The sequence below is a fragment of the Pseudomonas sp. M30-35 genome (genome assembly GCF_002163625.1).
GTDB lineage: Bacteria > Pseudomonadota > Gammaproteobacteria > Pseudomonadales > Pseudomonadaceae > Aquipseudomonas.
The window spans coordinates 4,430,856-4,453,369 of the sequence record NZ_CP020892.1 but is presented as its reverse complement, the minus strand read 5'-3'; the positions used below and the strand labels follow the sequence as shown (position 1 = coordinate 4,453,369).

Sequence of the window (22,514 nt, the reverse complement as noted above, 5' to 3'; positions counted from 1 at the left end):
TATTCTGCGTAGCGGTAATATTTACTGTTATCGAGAATACCCATCAGGGAAACAGCTCTCGTTTTTGAGTGTTGTTTATGCAGTTATTAAATAACGGAGAACCGGATATTATGTCTGATGTAACTAAAAAAACAGAAAATAACCTTGCGGCACTGGCCATAGATTTTTCTACCCTCATTCACATTGACAGCATTGCTGATAACATCGGCAGCCATCAGGGGGTGATTGCCGATGGTGGTCTGACCGATGACCTGCAGCCCACCCTCTCCGGTTATCTGCCGGGAGCTGAAGGGCTTAGCATCCGCGTTTTCCTTAACGGTTCCGTTGTGGGTTATACCGTGGTAGAGGATGACGGCAAGTGGTCGTACACGCCAGAGACGCCGTTAATCGCGGGAACCGAAAATGCGTTTCAGGTAAGCCTGATTGACCCGGCTAACGGCAACACGCAGTGGCTCTCCAACGAGTACAACATCACTACCACAGAAGCCAACCAGGATGTGGGTGGCCCACCTGCGGCGCCGATTATTGACAGCGTGGTGGATGACGTTAAGGGTTATAAAGGTTTCACAGGTGAACTGCAGGACGGTGGCCTGACCAATGATGCGCGTCCGGCGTTGTCCGGTCGTGCCGATGCTGGCAGCATCGTTAATATTTATGACAACGGAAAACTGCTGGGCTCTGTTACGGCCACAGATAACGGTACTTGGACATTCACCCCTGCTACTAACCTGGCAGACGGGGCTCACAGCCTGACCGCGGCAGCTGTAAACGCAGCCGGCGAAAGCGCGCAGACTGCCAGTTTCGACATTACCGTTGACACCGTTATCAGCAAGCCGGTATTGGATGCGGTCACCGACGACCAGGGTGCTGCACGGGGTGTCGTAGCTGACGGCGGCCTGACCGATGACAGCCGACCGGTACTGACCGGTCATGCGGAAGCCAACAGCCGTGTGGATATTCACGTCTTCGGCCCGAATGGCAAAGAGCTGTATTACCAGAGTGTGACTGCCGGTGCAGACGGCACCTGGAGCTACCAACCGAAAGCGTTCACCACGCAGGGAACGTACTCGTTTGGCATCAGCGGCGTGGATAAAGCCGGGAACGCCTGGTATGACTACGGTGACAAATATTCAATCCAGTTTGTTGGTGCAAACCAGGATGTGGCCACCCCGGCGGCGCCAGTGATTGACAGCGTGGTGGATGACGTTAAGGGTTATAAAGGCTTCACAGGTGAGCTGCAGGACGGTGGCCTGACCAATGATGCGCGCCCGGCGCTGTCCGGCCATGCTGAGGCTGGCGCGGTTATCAACATCTATGACAACGGCGTACTGCTCGGCTCCACGACGGCTGCCGCCGACGGCAAATGGACATTCACTCCTGCCACTGACTTGACAGACGGCGCTCACGGTCTAACCGTTGCTGCCGTAAACGCAGCCGGCGAAAGCGCGCAGACTGCCAGCTTCGACATTACCGTTGACACAACAATCATCAAACCAGTAATCGACACGGTTACCGATAACCAAGGGGGTGCGCAGGGCAACGTTGCTGATGGTGGACTGACCGATGACAGCCGCCCGGTACTGACCGGCCATGCGGAAGCTAACAGTCGTGTAGACATTCACGTCTTTGGCCCGAACGGCAAAGAGCTGTATTACCAGAGCGTGACTGCCGGTGCAGACGGCACCTGGAGCTATCAGCCAAAAGCGTTCACCAGTCAGGGGACTTACTCGTTTGGCATCAGCGGCGTGGATAAAGCCGGGAACGCCTGGTATGACTACGGTGACAAATATTCAATCCAGTTTGTTGGTGAAAACCAGGACGACACCACTGCACCTGATGTTCCGGAAATCACTTTCGCTATTGACGACACTGGCAGCTCACTGAATGGACTCGACGCCGGCGAAACTACCGAAGATACCACGCCGCAACTAGCCGGGAATGCTGAAGCCAATAGTGTCGTGACGATTTACGATAACGGCAAGGCGATTGGCTCAACCACAGCAGGCAGCGGCGGAGCCTGGGACTTCACGCTGCCCGTACGCAGTGTAGGTGAGCACACCTTCACTGTTACCGCAACGGATGCGTCCGGTAATACCAGCGCAAGCTCTATGGGCTTTGAGTTGAACATTGCTCTTCCGGATACCTCGCCACCGGATGCTCCGGAATTTCTACTGGCCAAGGATAATGTCGGTGAGATTCAGGGACCCGTGTATAACGGCGGCACCACGGACGATACCAGGCCTGATTTACTCGGCACCGCCGAAGTGGGCAGCCTGATAACAGTTTATGAAAACGGTAGTGTGGTGGGCTCCACGATCACAACCATTACCGGGAGCTGGGCTATTTACGGCCTGCCTCTCAGCGAGGGCTTACATACTTTCACCGCCACTGCAACAGATGCCGCAGGCAATGTCAGTGGAGCCTCAGCGCAGTTTGTACTGAACATTGATACTGACACCACTGCACCTGACGCCCCGGTTATCACTGGTGCGTACGATAACGTGGGCGAATATCAGGGAGACATCGCTAATGGAGATGCAACGGATGATACCCGACCGGTTATGCACGGTACGGCGGAGGCCGGGGCACAGATCACCATTTATGATTTTAACAACAGCGTGAGAGGGCAGACCATCGCCGGTGAAGACGGCAGTTGGTCTGTGGAGCTCAGCTACAGTGCGACATCAGGAGGCGGGTATAATTATTATGCGGTTGCAACTGATGCCTCTGGAAATATCAGTGAAAACAGTAATAGCTGGCTGATTTATTATGCTGAAGACAAAGACACCACTGCACCTGATGCACCCGTTATTACTAGTGTTTACGACGATGTGGGAGCATCAAAAGGTAACTTGTCAAACGGTGCCAGCACCGATGACACCGCGCCAGCGCTGAACGGTAAGGCTGAAGCCAACAGTATCGTGAAGATTTACGATAATGGCTCAGTGACAGGTTCTGTCACAGCAGACAGCAGCGGCAACTGGAGTTTCACTCCGTCAGCCCGCAGCGAAGGGAAGCACACCTTTACGGCAACGGCAACGGATGCGGCAGGTAATGTCAGCGGCAAGTCTGCGGGCTTTGTGGTGAATGTGGATACGCACACTTCAGTAACCATTGATGGCCTGATAGATGACTCTGGCGTGAAGACGGGCCTAGTGCCTGATGGCGGTAAATCAGATGACTTGTATCCGACGCTTACAGGTACAGCTGAGCCAGGCAGTACGGTTTACATTTCTGAAACAGTACCATCAACAGGCTACTCGTATAACGCTAGCGTTCAGACAAACAGTGACGGAAAGTGGGAATACAATTTTGGTGTACTTCAGCACGGTATCCATAATTTCAGTGTATATGCTATTGACGCAGCAGGTAACAAGAGTGCTGTAGAGGATTACTCCTTTCAGCGCGTAGCTGATAACTTTGATTTGCCTGAGACGTACAGCTGGAATTTCAATGATAAGACAACTCAGGGCTGGACGCTGGTAGATGAAAATGCTAAGCCGGGGAATGTGAGCTTCCGGGATGGACGTATTTATTTCAACACCAATTCCGAGCTTGGAACTGACTATTCTGGCGATGTTATGAGTACCACTATCTTGGTGAGAGCCGGTCAGAGCTATAACTTCGAGTTTGCTTATGGGCGCAATGAGCAAGCTGTTGATGAGGGACAGCGAGCCTCTGTTGCTATGACGGTGAACGGCCAAGCGGTGACATCCTATGAAACTGCGCAGGATGGTGTCACCTATGTGAAGGGGAGCTGGACCGCAGAAACGAGCGGTGAAGTGGTTCTAGCGTTCAATGACAAAACTGCAAATGCAGTTGGCAATGATTTCTGGCTGGATAACATCACTATGGTGCAAAAAAGTGTAAACCTGCAGGGGCAAAGCTTAATGTACTCATCTGATGTGGACGTGCAACTGGTTGGAGATGAGCTCCATAACGCACAGCCTTCAGTGATGACCCTGTCCGAAGTGAATGAGCAGCAGGGGCTGCAGGGGGCTACAGCAGATATTACCGATCAGCAGCAGAACACCCTGCAACTGACGCTGACCGACATTCTGAGCGAAGCACATGACAACCTGTTTATTCAGGATGGCAAGCAGCAGCTGGCCATTACCGGTGATGCCGGGGACGTGGTTGAGCTGAAGGTGGAAGATATGGCCCGCGACTGGCAGGATGCAGGGCAGGTCACCGCAGGCGGCGTGCAGTATGAAGTCTACCAACACGCAGACCTGAACGTTGAGCTGCTGGTGCAGCAGGGCGTGGAGCTGCAGCAGGTTTCATAACTTGAAAAGTATTATCTGACTTTGACAACTCCCCCGGCTTCGGTCGGGGCTAATGAGATGGTCCCCCCACCCTGGAAGCGTATGCTGACAGGGTGTTTTTTCCATGAAGACCCCACCATGAAAATGTCATGAAATATCTCTCGTGATATCTTTTTAACGGACATGCACTAGCGATAGTGCCATACCCTTTTCTTGAGAGCTTACATAAGGTTAAGTTAAATTCGAGTTGCACATGTTGTGCGGATTTTTTATTATTTATTGTTATGGTTTTTAAAATAACAAATTTGGTTTGCTTGTAATATCTTATGGCGATGCGTTAATTTTTTGTTTTCTCAGTGATTTGTGAAATCGCGATATACCATAATCACCTGCTTTTATGGTTATTCTGTTTTATAAATTATACTTTTTAAATACCGTTGGTTCCGTTGTGCAACGGCCTCCATTATTCTGCATGGCAGTAATATTTATTGTTGTCGTCGATGCCATCAGGGAAACAGCTCTCATTTTCGGGTGTTGTTTCTGCAGTCATTAAATAACGGAGAGCCGGACATTATGTCTGATGTAACTAAAAAAACAGAAAATAACCTTGCGGCACTGGCCACAGATTTTTCTACCCTCATTCACATTGACAGCATTACTGATAACATCGGAACCCATCAGGGGGTGATTGCCGATGGTGGTCTGACCGATGACCTGCAGCCCACCCTCTCCGGTTATCTGCCGGGAGCTGAAGGGCTTAGCATCCGCGTTTTCCTTAACGGTTCCGTTGTGGGTTATACCGTGGTAGAGGATAGCGGCAAGTGGTCGTACACGCCAGAGACGCCGTTAATCGCGGGAACCGAAAATGCGTTTCAGGTAAGCCTGATTGACCCGGGTAACGGCAACACGGTGTGGCTTTCCAATGAGTACAACCTCACCACTACAGAGGCCAACCAGGATGTGGGTGGCCCACCTGCGGCGCCAGTGATTGACAGCGTTATGGACGATGTTAAAGGCTTCACCGGTGAACTGAAAGATGGTGGCCTGACCAATGATGCGCGCCCGGCGTTATCCGGTTATGCCGATGCTGGCAGCATCGTTAATATTTATGACAACGGAAAGCTGCTGGGCTCTGTTACGGCCACAGATAACGGTACTTGGGCATTCACCCCTGCTACTAACCTGACAGACGGGGCTCACAGCCTGACCGCGGCAGCCGTAAACGCAGCCGGTGAAAGCGCGCAGACTGCCAGTTTCGATATTACCGTTGACACCGTTATCACCCGTCCGGTTATCACCAGCATTCAGGACAACGCTGGCAGTCAGCAGGGTGATGTGGGATATGGCGGAAAAACGGATGATAAAACACCGGAACTCTTTGGTACCGCAGAAGCCAGCAGCATTGTCGTACTGAGTCGTAAAGGGCCTAACGGCGTCACCTATGCTATGGGCAGCACACAGGCTGACAGTAATGGCGACTGGAGCTTCATTGTACCGGACTCCAATAAAGGTTTTCGCTTTAAAGGCAACTACAGCTTTACGGCCACAGCCACTGATGAAGCAGGAAATGGCAGTGCCAAAAGCGCTGCTTATTCGGTGAAGTATGTCGGCACCAACCAGGATGACACCACGGCACCGGATGCACCGGTTATTACCAGTGTCTACGATCATCTAGATCAGACCGGTTATATTCAGTCAGGCGACACCACCGACGACACGATGCCAATTCTGTTCGGTACGGCAGAAGCCAGCAGCATCGTGATGATCTACGATAACGGTCAGGCAATTGGCTCCGTCACGGCAGGCAGCAGCGGCACCTGGAGCTACACGCCACCTGCACGCAGCGAAGGCAGCCATACCTTTACGGCCACTGCGACTGATGCGGCTGGCAATACCAGTGGTAAATCCGGCGGCTTTGTGGTGAATATTGATGTGCCTGACACCACGGCACCGGATGCACCGGTTATTACCAGTGTCTATGACGACATAGGCGTAATGAAGGGTGAGGTGGCAAACGGCGACCTCACGGATGACTCTCTGGTGAAGATATCGGGCACCGCTGAGGCGAACAGCATCGTTACTATCAGCCATGTTATCGAGGCAAATGGACAGCGCTATATCGACGGTTCAGTAGTAGCAGATGCCCAGGGTAACTGGACATTCCAGATGACTGATGAGTTCAGGTCTAATGTGTACGGTAACCGTGTTATTACCGCCACAGCGAAGGATGCCGCAGGTAATATCAGTGCTTCCAGCGCTGAATATGTGGTGAATTTTGTTGCCAGTAATCAGGATGCGCCGTACACCTCCGGCATTGAACAGTTTGGCGATGCCGGTAATGAGCAGGGCTACTCGTTCATTACCGCTCAGGGCGTGAAAGTAACCAGCACTGTCGAAATGTTTCAGGGTAGCGCGCCAAAAGGCTTTACGAATCGTTTAGGTGGCGACACTTATGTGTATACAGCCTTTGATGACCAGAAGCAGAAGACTGGAGAAGTGCATGTCAGATTGCCCGGTATTGCAGACACAGTCACCATTAGTGGCGCAGGTACAGACTCGGTGACCTTTTATAATGCGGAAGGCAATGTTATCGAAGTCACTGCCTTCACAGATTCAAATTATGGCCATAACCTTAGCATGGATCTTATGACTGCTACCGCAGCCAATGGCGAAGCAATTGCTTCATTCACCCTACACGATGCATCTTTTGTGGCAGGGGTAGAATGGGGGTCGACAACGACAACTCCTAACACCATGATGCAGGAAGCAAGTAATGCGAATTCTGTAGATAGCGGCGACGATGCAGTACTTTTGTCACAGGTCGAAGCTAAGTCGTATATAGACATCACCGACCATCAGCAGAACACCCTGCAACTGACGCTGAATGACATTCTGAGCGAAGCCCATGACAACCTGTTTATTCAGGACGGCAATAAGCAGCTGGCAGTCACTGGCGATGCGGGTGATGTGATTGAGCTTAAGGTTGAGGATATGACCAACGACTGGCAGGATGCAGGACAGGTCACCGCAGGCGGTGTGCAGTATGAAGTCTACCAACACGCAGACCTGAACGTTGAGCTGCTGGTGCAGCAGGGCGTGGAGCTGCAACAGGTTTCATAACTTGAAAAGTATTATCTGACTTTGACAACTCCCCCGGCTTCGGTCGGGGCTAATGAGATGGTCCCCCCACCCTGGAAGCGTATGCTGACAGGGTGTTTTTTTCAGAAGACACCGTTATGCAAATGTTGCGCTTATGGACAATGGCCGAAACTGAATTTATGACTTGACAATGCGGGCAATCTGACCTGATTGCCCTGCAGCTGGCTAGACTTGACGGAAAGGTGCAGCCTGAGGCATAGAATGCCTGTTCCTCACCCGGTGGTTGGCAGTTCTGCATCCTGCAGCCGTTGTGTATACGTCAGTGATACGTACTGAGAACCTTTGTCATAGATGGATGGTGCCCTGAAGGGCGTCTTGCCTGCCGCGGCTGTACCTGCGCGTTCACCACGAGCGAGGTCTCCATTGATGATGACACCCGCCAGTTCCATTGTTTTCATCAGCCCCTCCGTTGTACGTATACCAGCCATATGGATGCCTTCTCGCTGCAGCTAGCGCTAGATCATACGGGCGCGCGCCATAGACACTGTAGTTTTCATCGTACACACGCTGTATCTCTGCCTTCCAAATATTCGTCACGCTGCCAGCGCTGGCTGTGTGTTCCCGGGTGCCGATGGCGCCGGTTGTGCTAGTCAGGTCTCCTTTCATTGAAAGTTTAGTCTCCAGGATTCTGAGGGCAGTTCAGCAGAAGTCACCTCGTTCGTGTTGAATACCTGTATGGGCGAGGGGCGGCTTTGTTCGAGGGTGGTAATGGTAAGTCGACTCATGGAGTCTCATTTAGATGCTAAACCCAGTAATGGACTTCCCTATGCTTCTAATACTCATAAATACCAAAATCATAAGGCAAGCAAGCTGTTTATTATTAGTAAGCTATATAATGGCAGCAGGGGTTTTAATTATTGGAATAGTCGAGTTAAGTGTAAAGTGAAATTTCAATAATTAATGTGCAGTGTAACTCTCTGCTTTATAAGTAATGATTTAAATAAAGCATGGGGTTATGAGTGCGTGGGTTTATAACTGCATCAGTGTATAAATTTTTAAAATACCAAAGAGGGTATTTTAATAAAACAATCTGAAGGTCGGAATATTGTTACCATGTAGTTGTTATACTGATTGCAAAGTATCAATAAAAAGGATCAGTATGAGATCTTCACGTAAATTTATTCCGCTAGCACATAGTAGAAAGAATATTCAAAACAAAATGCTGCGATTGGCCGAGACGTTCAAAAAGTCTATGTCGATGGGCGATTACTTTGAAGCCAGAAAATGCTGCGAATCTGTGCTGGCGCTGAGCCCTGATAATCCTTCAGTTCTCAATGATTATGCTTTGACACTGATGCGTACCGGCGATCATCTCATGGCATACGACATCTACATGAAAATGTTTATGAGTAAGGAGCAGAAGCAGTTCCCTGGCAACTGGCTGGATGGCCTTGCTGAGGTTTGCGGATGGCTGGGCAAAACGGAAGAGCTGCAGAAGTATGGGCACTATTCTCTGACGCTTTCCGACCAGGCTTGCAGCAATGGGGCTCGTTACGAACTACCTTCAGAAGCGCCCCCGCAATTTGATCCCAGCGATAAAACGCAGAATGTCATCTCGTTCAGTCTTTACGGCGCCAGCCCAAAATATTGTGAAACGATGATCAAAAATGCTGAAATCGCTACCGAACTTTACCCTGCATGGGCCTGCCGTGTGTATTACAACGATTCGGTGCCCGAAACCGTCATAAACCGTTTGCGCGAGCTTGCCGTTCAGTTATTCGATATGACCGGAGAATCCGAGATCACACCAACGATGTGGCGCTTCCTTGTAATGGATGATCCTTCTGTAACCCGTTATCTGCTTCGCGATGCTGACTCTTTGTTTTCCGAAAAAGAAGTAGCTGCTGTAAACGAATGGCTTGCTTCTCCATACTGGTTCCATCATATGCGAGATTACTTTACCCATACCGAGCTGTTATTGGCCGGGTTATGGGGAGGGTGTCGGGGTGGCTTCCCTTGCGTTAAAGAGTTGATGGTGAAATTTGTCCGGCAGTACAACGGAAGTGCGCGTTTTACTGACCAGCAATTTCTGCGATCTGAGGTCTGGCCGACTGTGCGTCAGAGCATCCTTAACCATGACGAAATTTTTCTTTTTCATCATGCGCAACGCTACCCTACACATGCCCCGGTTCGCTGGCAAACCGAGCATTTTCATATAGGGAGTAATACCAGTTACTCCAGTATTGGAGGAACAGCTGATAGCGCAGATGGGTCAAAGATAACGGTCAGACTAGAGACTAGGAAGCATTATGTGGATTATGAAGTGAATGTTCAGAATGGAAGATGGACATTACCTTTGCCTTTCTTTTTAGTAGATGACTACCAGAAGGGAGAGTTAAAGATTACCGCACAAAGAGGATAAGTTACATGGCGGGTAAAACAGGTGACTGAACCAGTCAGTCATCTGTTTGCGTAGACTCACTGAGTATTTACGAATCGAGGTCAGAGCTTTCTTGCTCTGGTTCCATAGCCTTAATAGCATCAAGGCATAGACTAATGAAACCTTTACGCTTAGCTGAACTATGAAAGTGTGCATAAAGAGTTGAAGTCATTGTGGTTTCAAAAGGTAAATCATAAACTTTTAGCGGGAAATAATTTACCAGGAATCTCTCTAGGTATTCGGGAATCAGCATGATGTAGTCAGACATGCCGCAAATCATCATCGAGTTAAGAGAGTTTTCAGAGCACATACCGATGCGCCTGCTATAAATCTCCTCTATTTGATTTGCATCACCTTCCTGAATTAATGTTTCATCCGGGAATTGCGCCCATTTAATATGCTTATTACTGTTCCAGTCATCAAGAGTAAGGCAATCCTTGATGGTTGGGTGATTGGCGCTGACTAATGCCTTGAATTTCGAAGAGAAGAGTCGCTGAGAAATGATAGAGGTATCATTAGGCAACAGTCCTCCAATATCCAGATCCACCTCGTGATTCCTGATTTTCATGATGCGCTGTTCATTGGAGATAGGAATATTAACAAAGTTAAGGCACAACCCATCCATTAAGTCTTGATTCTGATGTGTAAAGTGCGAAAACCAAAGCTCAAAAAATGTGTAGGTGCTGACCGTGATGTTGCGATAAATATCAGGGTTATCAGAATGGAAGGAAAAGTTGAGACCATCGGTAATCAACGATATAGCCTTGACATATCGATGGTTTAGTTCGTGCGCTAAAGTGGTAGGAGTAATGCCATTTTTAGATCGGGTAAAAATAGGGTTAGAAGTTGTCTTCCTGATTTTGTTGATGGCATAAGTTACGGATGAAGGCGACATGGCAAGTTTTCTTGCAGCCGCTGTCACACTTCTACATTCGATAACAGCATTAAGTATTAACAGTGAATTGAGGTCAAAGTCTTTTGAGTTCATTTTAATCCTACCTGATTCATATACCTCCTCTGCGGTGCTTCGTACTTGTCGGTACAACGTAGCCAGAAGAAGCGCATCCTTTCGTTACTTCATTGCTATGAGCTTCAATATATAGCTTTACAATTTATGTTTCGTCTGAATATTTGATTTTGTTAAAAAAGGTATTTTAAATATTCCTCCTTGCTTGGTCTTGCCAAGTGTCATCACGCATGCTCCAAAGGAGGCTAGTAAATGCCTATTATTATTACTTTGAAAAGCATCTTTAGTACCTGATCTAAATTATAGAATAGTCTTATTATAAAATTAATAATGCGGCCACGAATAGCGCTAAAAATAAATTTTGTTTTTCTATTTTGTAAAAAATGCGTAAACATGCATTCAGAATAGTAAATTAAAGAAAATAGAAATTGAAAATTCATGAGAAAAATCAATGAGTTATGTTGTTTTGTATTTTTAGATTTTAATGTAAGTAAAGTCAAAAATATTTTATGATCGTCGTTGCTGAGAAGGTTGGTGTCGCCGCAATAATCTGAACCAAAAGGCGAGAATATAAAAGGAAAGTCATCTTGGTTTCGAGATTGAATAAACCACAGTATTTTTAATTTAATCTTAATGTGTGTGTGGTGACTTTTTCATGTTTCGATAGCTATATGGCTCTCATAAGGGATTTGTCTGCAGGGATTTGTCTGCTATGACTAAATTTATAAGGGTTTCTACAAGGAGTGTAATCAAGTGGAAAGCAAAGCTATAAATCTTGTTGTTGTCGATGGAAAGAAAATTAGCAAGACTGTTGAATTAACTCATGGCGATATGAGTGGTCCGGTAACCATCGAAGCAGTTGAAGATGGGAAGTATCTTCTTGCGGAGCAAGGTTCAGGTGTTGCACCTGAGAACATTACTGTCAAGCGCGTTGGGGATGACTTATATATCAGCCTTGAAGGTGAGGATACAGACAATCCTCAGGTCATTATTTCCGACTATTATCTGAACGAAAGCGAATTGATTGGTAAAGGTGAAGATGGAGCATATTACAGCTATGTCACTTCACTGGGGCAGGATAGTGCAGTAGTTACTGCTGACACCGCAGAGCCTTTGGCTTTGGGTAAAGATAGCATTCCTGATTTTGCGGAAGGTTTAATTGCCGAGAATGATGACGATACCATGCTATGGGCATTGCTGGGCCTAGGTGCTCTGGCTTTGGTGGGGGGCGGGATTGCAATCGCAAATAATAATGATGGTGGTGGCCACCACTCATCCAGCGCCACTTCCGCCCCTGTCGTTACGGTGAGTTCAGGTACTCTGGATTCTGCAACCGATGATGTTGGTAGTACTCGTGGCGTGATAGCCGATGGTAGCGTAACCGATGACAGCAGGCCTACCTTTGCGGGCAGCGGCGTGACGCCAGGCGATATTGTTGTGATTATCGACAATGGTAATAATCAATTGGGTACCGCAACGGCGCAGGCAGATGGTACTTGGTCATTTACGCCTGATACAGCGCTGACAGATGGAGAGCATGCAATTACAGTTGTTGCCGTTGATAGTGGTGGAAATGCTTCCGAGCCTTCAAATGCCATTAACGTCATTGTTGATACCGTAGCGCCAGCTGCAGCGGGAAGTATCGTTGTAGAAGAAGGGACTAATACACCAACAATTACTGGGGATGCAGAAGCTGGCACCGTGGTTATCATTTCCGATAACGGTAAAGAGATTGGCAGCGCCCAAGTCGATGAAAACGGTAAGTGGAGCTTTACACCAGAAACGCCACTGGCCGATGGTGACCATGATATCTCTGTCGTTGTTGAAGATGATGCAGGCAATGTCAGCCCTGAAGCGGATGTTCCTGTCACCATCGCTCCTGACAATGGCGGTGGTAATGACAATGGTGGTGGTAGTGATGCTCTCGCCCCGTCCCCCGCTGAGAACGTGACCATCGCAGATGATGCCGGTAATCCGATCAATAACGGTGAAACCAACGATAATACGCCAGTAATTTCTGGTGACGCTGAAGCCGGTTCTGTCGTCATCGTTTCCGATAACGGAGAAGAGATTGGCAGCGTACAGGTCGATGAAAATGGTAAGTGGAATTTTACGCCAACCGACCCAATTGCTGACGGTGAACATATCATTGATGTGGTCGTCGTTGATGATGCTGGAAACAAAAGCCAACCAACAGACGACATACCGTTCACCGTTGATACGCTAGCACCAGACGTTGCAACCGGACTGGCTCTCAACGATGACGTTGGTGAAGAACAAGGATTGATCAGCGAAAACGGTGTTACAGATGATGCGCTGCCAACCTTTAGTGGAAGCGCTGAACCTAATGCTGTTGTCACCATTTCTGATCACGGTGACGTTATTGGCAGCGTACAGGTGAAAGAAGATGGTACGTGGGACTTTACGCCTGAAACTGCACTGGCCGATGGAGACCACAGCTTCACGACTGTCGTTAAAGATAGTGCCGGTAACCAGAGCGCCTCCTCTCCTGCATTCGACTTTACCGTTGACACATCAACTCTCACGCCTTCTGTTGCGTCAGGCACTGAGAACTTTGAAACGACAGACAAATTCCAGTTTGCCGCAGATGGTGACAGCGTGACGCTTGCAAGCGGCGTAACAATGACCCTAGTAAGTGGTCCGACAGATGGCCAGGGTCAGAACGCCTATACCGAAATTTCTTCAAAAGGTCTCGTGCTGTTTGCTCCGGAAGAGCTTGGCAAGCAAGCTTTGATGGTGGTGCAGAACTCAGAAGTGAGAATTGATTTTGGCGGTACAACTAATTCAGTCAGTTTTGACGTGAATGCTTCCAGCTTCCCGGGCAGCACAGTGAGTTACTACGATGCCAACGGCGAAGTCATGCAGACCCAGTATCTGCCTGTTCAGACTGACGGTGCGGTACAGACCATGACGTGGACGGCTCCAGAAGGGCAGAGCATTGCCTCAATAGCCATCGATACTGGAGCGGGTAGCGGCAGTAACGTAATTACACGTTTCGACAACTTTGTGTGGGGAACTTCATCTACAGAAACAGTAGAAGCAACGCATGAAGTCACGCCAGAGGTTCAGTCACTTACTCACCAATTTATGACTGATACAGGTTTTGACTACTCGTTAGACAACCAGTTGCAAGCTGATACTGAGTCTCATGCTGCTCAACAGGGGATTATCGACATCCACGACGCCGTAAACCTGAGTATCGATGAATTACTGTCCGCTGCTACCAAGAATCTGTTTATTGATGATGGTAAAGAGCAGATTGTGATCGGTGATGAAACCGGAAGCAATGTGGACTTTGATATCGCTTCTTTCTCAGGCAATCAGGGTTGGGATACCGAGGGCCAGGTTACTGCAGGCGGCGTAGTTTACGATGTATACCAGCAGCATGAAAGCGACCTTGAACTGCTGATCCAGCACGCATAATACAAATGACCCTGCAGGAAACAGCAGGGTTTTAATAATATTTAATTTAAGCCTCTAATAGTAAAATTAGAGTGGGGTGTAGGATGTTGAAATTACGTCAAAAGAACTTGTTTCTGATGCTGGCGACAGGTTTAGTCTGCCAAGTGGCTGTTGCAGCTGAAAACACTGTTTTAAAAAACGATTATCAAATGGTTCCTGATGTGGACAAAAATCAGGCGCAGATTGTTTATTTTCGAACTAATAGCACTGAAGCTGCAAAACAAAATTCCAATATTTATGTGGATGGTGAATTTCATACTGCATTGATCCCAGGAAGCTACACTGCTTTCTGTGTAAAGCCAGGAAGTCATATTATTGGCTCATGGCTGGGTGATGCTCCGCTGTATCAGGGAAAGCAGGATAAGAAAAACACTATTACCTTAGAAGGCGGGAAAACGTATTATCTTCGTGCCGCCGAAAGTAATCAAAATACCCTCAATGTGACTCAGGAGCGTGAAGCTACACCACTGTTAATGAAGACACGTTTACAGGACCTTTTATTTTCCCGAGCATCTGCTGTAACAGAATGTCAGTATCAGTACAAAGATTATGTTCTTGCCAGTGACGTAATGTTCGAGTTTGGTAAATCAGGTATCAATAGTATCAGTGGGGATGGCCGTGAAGCCCTTGCTGAAATTGCTAAAGATCTGAACCAAGGTGCTAGTTCAAAAGTGGTTGTAATTGGTCATACCGATCCGATTGGTTCGACAAAAAGCAATCTGGCTCTTGGTCTCAAGCGTGCTGAAACAGTTCGTTCTTTACTGCTGAACGCTGGTGTCAATGAAAATAGTGTAGATGTCAGCACCGTAGGCAGTAGTGAACCTGTGGCATCAAATTGTGAAAATTTATCTCGCAGCAACAAAATCAGCTGTTATGCACCTGACAGGCGTGTGGTGGTTCGAAGTTACGCCAAGTAAAATAACGCCGGCGAACAGCCGGCGTTATTTTTTTATCCTTCAGCCAGCAAGACTGTTATGAAAAAGGATGTGGTTTTGAGGTCGGAGGAGGAGGAGAGAGAGGTCCGTCCAGAACGACAACTTCGCCAGCAAGATAAATGGTCTGGAACTCTCCAACCCCATGCCATACGCCGGAAATGATATTACCGCTTTCAATTTCTTCAATTTCTTCATCAGAGTAGTAAGCAATTTCTGCTACTCCGTTATACTCTATCCAGTAATAACCATTGTGCATCATATATAACTCGTATTTTAAGAATGCAAAAAAATTAAGTGATTATACTATAAGTCTTCGCAAGGTACATCGAAATCAACTTGGAGGCGAATGTAAAAATCAATAGTGTACAGAGGGTTTCGTCATTAAATTGGCGTCAATTAATCATGCATGTGTAATTGATATGGTTAAGAGTGTCATAAGAAGTGTGCTTTAGCATTGGTTTGAATTCCCTGCATTTAATTTTGATTGTTTCCCGTGCCCTGCGGACTGAGGTGGTGCCCAAGTTTTGAATGTCGCTGATTATCTAGCTCGTCATTAAGACAGTAAAGCACCAGGTTGGTTTATAGTAATAAGATTTATATTGGTTATTGCATTTAATAACTAACGCCTATAACAATTTAAGTCTCTATGTTTTTTAATGGTTTCCTGTAATTTTTATTTTGAGGTAGCATGGTATTCATGAGTAAGGATAGTTATCCATCGAAAAGCAGGGTGCGCAAAGAATTTGTAGATGAAATAGCGCCGTTTATAGGTGATCGTAATTAGAGCGTCAGTCTGGCATTGTTTGGTATTGTTCCGACAGCTAATGGTCCGATACACGCAACGAGTACTGATAATTCAGCTAGGTCGGTCTGATGAGCTTGTAAGCACCGTTTCAACTGTAGTGAGATTTCTCCATTATCTGGTATAAGGGCTTGTTTTTTTAGACACTTCATTATTGTTCAGTATTCTGCGTAACTATCACCTGCCCCGATGAGTATTTAATTGCTTTCTTTAAAGTGCAGAGTGAATGAGGTTGGCTACGATGTCAAACAGTGAGGCGGAAAAGATAATTAGTAATAGTGAGTGATTACTTGTATAAAAAATCAATAAGTATCTCAAGTGCGACCCAATAATACTGCTTAGTATTCAATATGGGTTTTCTGATGTTGCTAGTTTGCTGTCAAATATAAAGCTGATGTTTGTCATTAACTTAATGTTCTGAGTGATAATGATATTTCTCTCGAAGAGAGGCTAAATGTTTGTATGTCAAGAAAATATTCTAGCGACGGTCATATGTTTAAATGCCATGCTTGTATTCAGGTACGTGATCAGTTCAAATCTGACAATATTCTGAGATAAGCCAGGTGTCGGTAACGAAAGCAGTATGCTGAATAAAGAACCTAGCTTCATACTGAAGTTTATATGCGGGCACTCATTATCGGTGTAATATTTTTCCTCTTGTTTGTCTGTTTTTTATATGTCCTTGATAAGCAATAAGAAAGCGTTTTATCCCGATACCATTATTTTCTCACTCATCTTCTGGATTTGATTGATGTCTACGGCTATCAATCCACTCCGTTATCTGAGTGCGTCACTTTACGTTGTGCGTAATGTACTTCTAAAGCGTAGTCCAAGATTCAGAACTGACTACAGTAATCCATTTAAATTGTTTATTCGGCTTTTTAAAAAAAAGCTAGTAACACCTGTGTATCAATACCTTAAGAGGCATCAGGCTGTTTTTTTGATAATTAAAAAAAGGTCTATTTGAATTTAAAATCGACTCTCAGGCATTGTAAGCGGCGGGGTAAGTCCACTTAATGAAAATGCCATTTTCCGGAATTAAATTGTAATGAGCAGTGTTGAAAATGAGAGTCAGGAATATCTGAACAAAAAAATTACCGTAGATGATTCACTTCTCATGACCGTTTCATGGGTTTGCAAGTATTATAATCTTGGCGCATCCGATGATGCTCTGATGGCAGGTATCCCAAAAGGGAGGTTTCTTACTTCCTCACAATCCTTAATTGCTTTGCAGAATGCCGGCTTTTCAACTGGCCTAGTTGAAAGAGACATTACTGAAATTCCAGAGCAGTTAGCCCCCGTCATTCTTTTGCGGAAAAGCAATGCTGGTGGCTGCCTGTTTTTAGGCACAGAAACAGTAGAAACCGAGGATAAAAGAAAAGCCACTGCTTACCGGGTCATCCTACCTGAGATCAGTCAAGAATCGGTTGTAATTTCCGATAAAGAAATACGTGAGATATATTCTGGCTTTGCCATTTTTCTTAAGCCAAAAGCTAAAGTCGATAGACGTGTAGACGAAACGGAATTGAAGCCTTCTGGTCACTGGTTACTGGGTACGTTGTGGCGCTATCGCCGCTATTACCGAAGTGCGGCAATAGCAACATTACTGGTAAACATTCTGACCTTGGCCAGTATCTTCTTCACTATGAACGTGTATGACCGTGTTGTACCAAACCAAGCGTTTGTAACCTTATGGTCGCTGGCCATCGGTGTTATTACGGCGATGCTGTTCGAAGCCTTTGCCCGTTATATCCGTGCTCATCTGATTGATGTTGCCGGTAAAAAAGCAGATTTGGTTCTCGGAACGTTGCTGTTTCGTCAGATGCTTTCAATAAAAATGGAGCACAAACCATCATCTTCTGGCTCTTTTGCCAATCAGTTGAGGGAGTTCGAGTCAGTTCGCGACTTCGCTGCATCAGCCACTTTGTCAGCGATTGCCGATATACCATTTGTCCTGTTCTTTATCGGCATTATTTTTACCATTGGCGGGTACCTAGGTTTGGTTCCGCTGATCCTGCTGCCCATCATCCTAGCCATCAGTCTCATCATTCAATGGCCGCTCGCCAAGACAATGAAAGAGAACCTGCGTGAGTCCTCGCTTAAACAGGGCGTACTTATTGAGTCTATTGAAGGAATGGAAACGCTGAAGGCTGTAGGAGGAGACTCCTATATGCAACGTCGCTGGGAGAATTTCAGCGCCTTGGCATCAGAAACCAGCATGAAATCACGCCGCCTTTCCGCTATGGCAACTGGCTGCTTTGCATTCTTCCAGCAGATCCAGACGGTCATCATCGTCATTGTTGGTGTTTATCTCATTAGTGCAGGAGACATGACCCAGGGGGCGCTGATAGGCACGGTTATGCTGGCCAGTCGCGCAACGGCTCCATTGGGACAAATTGTTGGTCTGGCGGTTCGCTTTCAGCAGGCAAAAGCAGCTCTTGAATCACTTAATGGCCTGATGGAGAAACCGTTAGACCGTGACGAGCGTATTGATTACCTGCCTTCCCCTGAGTTGAGCGGTAATGTCGCGATGAGTGAGATTGAGTTTGCTTATCCGGCCCCACCAATGCAGCCAGCAATACCCGTGCTGAAGAAGATTAACATCACTATTAATAGAGGGGAGCGTGTGGCGATCCTCGGTAAAATCGGTAGCGGCAAATCCACACTATTGCGCGTGCTGGCGCGTCTTTTCACCCCTACGGCCGGGCAGATTTTTGCCGACGGGCTGGATGTCACACAAATCGACCCGGCAGACTGGCGTAAACACGTCGGTTTCGTCAGCCAGGACTCACGTCTTTTTTACGGCTCTCTGCGTGAAAACATCATGATTGGCACACCTGACGCCACAAGCAAAGAGTTCCTTCGTGTTCTAAAGCTTACCGGCCTTGATCAGATAGCGGCTAAGCACCCACTGGGCATCAACTTACCAATCGGTGAAATGGGGGATGGTTTGTCTGGTGGTCAGCGCCAACTCGTTTCGTTAGCCCGTAGCCTGATTGCCCGCCCGGCCATACTTTTACTCGACGAGCCAACCAGTTCGATGGATATGCAAACCGAAAACAAGTTCATTGAGCATCTGAAAACCGCAACAGATGATCAGACTTTGGTCGTCGTCACCCACCGTCCATCGATGCTTTCTCTCGTTGACCGAATCATTGTCATCGATGACGGCAACGTGGTCGCTGACGGGCCAAAAGATCATGTTTTGGCATCGCTAGCTGGCAAGCCACCTCGGTCTGCCTCAGCAGCAAGGCAGGCAGTAAAACCGGTAGCCAAAAAGGAGGTAGCCGTGTCGCTGGTAAAAGAAGGGAGCGCCACTGCGCCAAGGGAATCTGAAGAGGCTGCACAGTGTTAGGAAGACAGAAAAAAGCAAGTAATCTGACGCCTGCTGACGCAGCGTTTATGAACGATGTCAGAGCATCTTTGTTGGCACAGAAAACCCCAAAGTCAAAACTAGTGCTACAGCTTATTGGAGTTCTTTTTGTCTCGATGATGGTCTGGGCATATTTTGCCCGCGTAGAAGAGATTACCCAAGGCGAAGCCAAGGTCATTTCCAAAAGCCGTGAACAGGTTATTCAGAACCTAGAGGGCGGGATTCTGGCGGAAATGGATGTCAGCGAAGGCGAAGTTGTGGAGAAGGGTCAGGTCCTGCTGAAACTGGATCCCACCCGCTCCAGCTCAAACTATAAAGAAACGCTCTCTAAGGTGACAGGCCTTCAGGCGGCTATCGATAGACTAACTGCTGAGTCCTACAACAAGCCTTTAATATTCAGTAAATCTATAACTGATGAAGACATTATCAAGCAGGAGACGGATGCTTATAACTCACGTAAACACGATCTGGACGAGAGTATAAAAGCTCTTAAACAGAGCTACCAGTTGATCATGAAAGAAGTCAACCTCGCGTCACCGTTAGTTAAGAAAGGATTGATGTCGGAAGTTGAACTGTTAAGGACCCGCCGTCAGGCAACCGACCTTTTATCTCAAGTTGTGGAAAGAGAAAGCAAATTTAGAGCTGATGCCAATAGCCAGCTGGCCAATTTACAGCTCGAGTTATCTCAAGCTCAGGAAAGCCTGATTGGCAGAAAGGATGTCTTGTCTCGAACCACTATCTATGCCCCTGTAAAAGGAACAATTAAAGATATTCGCGTTAATACTCGCGGTGGGGTTATCCAGCCGGGTGAACCGATCATGAATATCGTCCCGTTGGAAGATCAGCTTCTGGTTCAGGCCAAGATTAAACCTTCAGATGTAGCGTTCTTGCATCCAGGACTGCCTGCAACTGTGAAAATCACGGCATACGATTTTAGTATCTATGGCGGCCTGAAAGGCATCGTGCAACAAATCAGTCCCGGAACTATGAAGGATGAAGACAAACAGGCTCGTGGCCGTCCGGATGATACGTATTACCAAGTGATGGTGCTGACTGACTCAAGCAGCCTACATGTCAAAGACAAAGTCCTACCAATCATTCCAGGCATGATAGCCAGAGTTGAAATTAAAACCGGAGAAAAAACCATTCTGGATTATCTCCTCAAGCCGATTTACAAAGCACGTGAAGCATTCAGGGAACGATAGATGAAGAACATGGGAAATAGTTCTAAATATAAGCTGAGTTGCCTTGCTGTTATTGTAACGTCTGGATTGATATTTCCGCTATCTGGTTATTCACAAGAGCAGCATTCCAAGCAAAAGAGAGATGTTGGTATTCCTCTTATCTCTCCTGCAGAGGAAGGAAGTTCTGATGTGGGGTTTAAGAATCTGGAACCTGAACCGCCGACAATAGGCACCATGTACCATATTGCTGATGATCAGGCCTCAAAAATTTTATCTGAGAGTCTCTCGCGTTCAGCGCCTGAGCCGCTTATTAAAAGCTATCTCGTTAAAATGGTACGGGCGGCAAAAGATTATACGCCGCAAATCAAAGAGGCGATGACTAACCATGAAGCAGCGGAAGCCGATGTTGATCAGGCGGAAGGCCAGCGTCTACCGCAAATCAGTGTTGGAGTGCAGTCAAATCCGGCGCAGTTCGGATCGGGGCAACGTATTGATAAGCGGGACCTAACCAATGGCGTGAGTATTAATGCCACAACCTCTGTTTTTGACTGGGGCTATAACCGCAAAAATATTGAAAGCAAAGAGTACACAGCGAAAGCGACAGAGGCGAATTATTACGCTCAATACGAAGACACGTCATATCAAGTGTGCTCACAGCTTGCAGAACTGGCGAAACAAAAACTGATCACTCAACTTAGCCAGGCATATGTAGAGCGTATGTCACGATTGGTTAACATGATTGGAGACATCAGTAAAATGGATTCCGGGCGTGTGGGTGAACTTACCCAGGCTCAGGCTAGGCTTTTACAGGCGCAGACAGCGAGGGATGCGGCTGAATCAAGAGTTCGTGACGCGGAAATTGCGCTGAGAAAACTAACAGGGCGTACATCATTCGAAGGGTTACCGACAGGGCCGGCATGGAGTATCCGTATTGATGATCCCAATAGGTTGTTCAGGGCTATCGGTCGTCACCCCGTGATTGTTCAGGCAAAAAACCAGGCATTATCTGCGCTTGAGCAGTCAAAAGCAGTCAAAGCAAACAATCTTCCAAAGCTTGACTGGGTTGTGAGTAAAACTTTCCCTGTTAATAGCGGCGCGTATGATCAGGCCTGGCAAACCTACTTGAATGTAAGTTGGGCGTTGTATCAGGGGGGGGCTGGAACAGCACAAGAGAGAGCTGCTGCATTACGTGCTTCTTCTGCACAGCAACAGGTCGAAGAACAAACAATCGACTTGCGTAGTAAAGTCCGTACCGCAATTCATAATGCTGAAACGCAGCTGGATCAGTCTGATCAGTACCACCGCTTGGTTACAGCAACGGACCGCGTTAGAAAAGACTTTTTCGAGCAATGGCGCCAGTTAAGTACCCGTACTTTACTGGATGTTCTCACGGCAGAGAGCGACTACTACAACAATCAGGTGAACGAAGTGACGACACGCTTCAACGCGTACACTTCGATATTTACCAGCTATGCCAATGCGGGATTACTGAATCAGTGGTTAGGCGTAAACTAAGAAAGTACAGATTATTTAAATTTATCTGACTCCTGTACATCTGACGATATGCATCAGTTCTGGAACCGGTATTCTTCAGGTTCCAGAATTTTTATATATTTTATACAAGCGGCCGCACGTCTTGGCGGTGTATCATTTAATCGCCATGAAAATTTGAAGTCATAATTTTAAATGGTCGTCTTTGGGTCTGTAAGGAAGTAACTAAGAAGGTTTTATACTAATTCTATCTTGCCGGGCAGATACCTGAGGTGTGTGGAATTAATCTTGTTTGATTGCGCATGCAGATTCTTACTCACCCGTTGAGTCGGCAGTGCGACGGTACTTGATTTTGCAGAATAGATAAATAAGCTGACGCAAGGCTTCCTGAAGAGCTTGATTTCAGTTATCCCGCATCAAATGAGTGCGCATGCACCCATTAAAATATAATTCATATTTGTATTGTAGTCATAAT

Annotated in this window: 10 protein-coding genes and 1 pseudogene; 8 read left to right on the top strand and 3 right to left on the bottom strand. The window is 47.0% G+C overall.

What is annotated here, in order from left to right; genetic code table 11:
- The first annotated feature begins 110 nt into the window (after positions 1-110).
- Positions 111-4,286, top strand: a complete 4,176-nt coding sequence (locus B9K09_RS20405; protein ID WP_177408685.1) for an Ig-like domain-containing protein — start codon at positions 111-113, stop codon at positions 4,284-4,286.
- A 552-nt stretch (positions 4,287-4,838) separates the two neighbouring features.
- On the top strand, positions 4,839-7,385 hold the full coding sequence (locus B9K09_RS20400) for an Ig-like domain-containing protein (RefSeq protein ID WP_087518521.1): 2,547 nt from the start codon (positions 4,839-4,841) through the stop codon (positions 7,383-7,385).
- 266 nt (positions 7,386-7,651) lie between these two features.
- Here B9K09_RS20400 and B9K09_RS23020 read toward each other — a convergent pair.
- Positions 7,652-7,806 (bottom strand): annotated as a pseudogene (locus B9K09_RS23020) (IS3 family transposase); the annotation flags it as partial.
- Positions 7,807-8,523: 717 nt separating this feature from the next.
- Between B9K09_RS23020 and B9K09_RS20390 the strand changes: the two are divergent.
- The gene (locus B9K09_RS20390; protein WP_087518519.1) at positions 8,524-9,786 is read left to right on the top strand and encodes a tetratricopeptide repeat protein; all 1,263 of its coding nucleotides are present in this window, start codon (positions 8,524-8,526) and stop codon (positions 9,784-9,786) included.
- Positions 9,787-9,853: 67 nt separating this feature from the next.
- On the opposite strand, the gene B9K09_RS20385 is transcribed toward B9K09_RS20390, so the two are convergent.
- Positions 9,854-10,792: a LysR family transcriptional regulator gene (locus B9K09_RS20385; RefSeq protein ID WP_087518518.1), complete on the bottom strand. Its 939-nt coding sequence runs from the start codon at positions 10,790-10,792 to the stop codon at positions 9,854-9,856.
- Positions 10,793-11,524: 732 nt separating this feature from the next.
- Here B9K09_RS20385 and B9K09_RS20380 point away from each other — a divergent pair.
- Both B9K09_RS20380 and B9K09_RS20375 read left to right on the top strand, forming a co-directional pair.
- Positions 11,525-14,215 (top strand): Ig-like domain-containing protein, encoded by a 2,691-nt coding sequence (locus tag B9K09_RS20380; protein WP_087518517.1) that lies wholly within the window; start codon positions 11,525-11,527, stop codon positions 14,213-14,215.
- An 83-nt stretch (positions 14,216-14,298) separates the two neighbouring features.
- Positions 14,299-15,171, top strand: coding sequence for an OmpA family protein (locus B9K09_RS20375; RefSeq protein ID WP_087518516.1), 873 nt, complete (start codon positions 14,299-14,301; stop codon positions 15,169-15,171).
- Between the two features lie 55 nt (positions 15,172-15,226).
- On the opposite strand, the gene B9K09_RS22620 is transcribed toward B9K09_RS20375, so the two are convergent.
- Entirely contained in the window at positions 15,227-15,448 is a 222-nt protein-coding gene (locus B9K09_RS22620) for a hypothetical protein (protein WP_157699379.1), read from the bottom strand.
- Positions 15,449-17,039: 1,591 nt separating this feature from the next.
- Here B9K09_RS22620 and B9K09_RS20370 point away from each other — a divergent pair.
- Genes B9K09_RS20370 through B9K09_RS20360 form a run of 3 tightly spaced genes read left to right on the top strand, consistent with a single transcriptional unit; the run spans position 17,040 to position 22,063 of the window.
- Positions 17,040-19,346 (top strand): type I secretion system permease/ATPase, encoded by a 2,307-nt coding sequence (locus B9K09_RS20370; RefSeq protein ID WP_087518515.1) that lies wholly within the window; start codon positions 17,040-17,042, stop codon positions 19,344-19,346.
- Positions 19,340-20,569, top strand: coding sequence for an HlyD family type I secretion periplasmic adaptor subunit (locus B9K09_RS20365; RefSeq protein WP_371917422.1), 1,230 nt, complete (start codon positions 19,340-19,342; stop codon positions 20,567-20,569). Before B9K09_RS20370 ends, B9K09_RS20365 begins: the two co-directional genes overlap by 7 nt.
- The gene (locus B9K09_RS20360; protein WP_087518514.1) at positions 20,570-22,063 is read left to right on the top strand and encodes a TolC family protein; all 1,494 of its coding nucleotides are present in this window, start codon (positions 20,570-20,572) and stop codon (positions 22,061-22,063) included.
- The last annotated feature ends 451 nt before the right edge of the window (positions 22,064-22,514 follow it).

What these genes read in the sequence shown, in the direction of transcription:
- B9K09_RS20405 (WP_177408685.1), top strand. Translation starts at nt 111, where the DNA reads ATGTCTGATGTAACTAAAAAAACAGAAAATAACCTTGCGGCACTGGCC.
- B9K09_RS20400 (WP_087518521.1), top strand. Translation starts at nt 4,839, where the DNA reads ATGTCTGATGTAACTAAAAAAACAGAAAATAACCTTGCGGCACTGGCC.
- B9K09_RS20390 (WP_087518519.1), top strand. Translation starts at nt 8,524, where the DNA reads ATGAGATCTTCACGTAAATTTATTCCGCTAGCACATAGTAGAAAGAAT.
- B9K09_RS20385 (WP_087518518.1), bottom strand. Translation starts at nt 10,792, where the DNA reads ATGAACTCAAAAGACTTTGACCTCAATTCACTGTTAATACTTAATGCT.
- B9K09_RS20375 (WP_087518516.1), top strand. Translation starts at nt 14,299, where the DNA reads ATGTTGAAATTACGTCAAAAGAACTTGTTTCTGATGCTGGCGACAGGT.
- B9K09_RS22620 (WP_157699379.1), bottom strand. Translation starts at nt 15,448, where the DNA reads ATGATGCACAATGGTTATTACTGGATAGAGTATAACGGAGTAGCAGAA.
- B9K09_RS20370 (WP_087518515.1), top strand. Translation starts at nt 17,040, where the DNA reads ATGAGCAGTGTTGAAAATGAGAGTCAGGAATATCTGAACAAAAAAATT.
- B9K09_RS20360 (WP_087518514.1), top strand. Translation starts at nt 20,570, where the DNA reads ATGAAGAACATGGGAAATAGTTCTAAATATAAGCTGAGTTGCCTTGCT.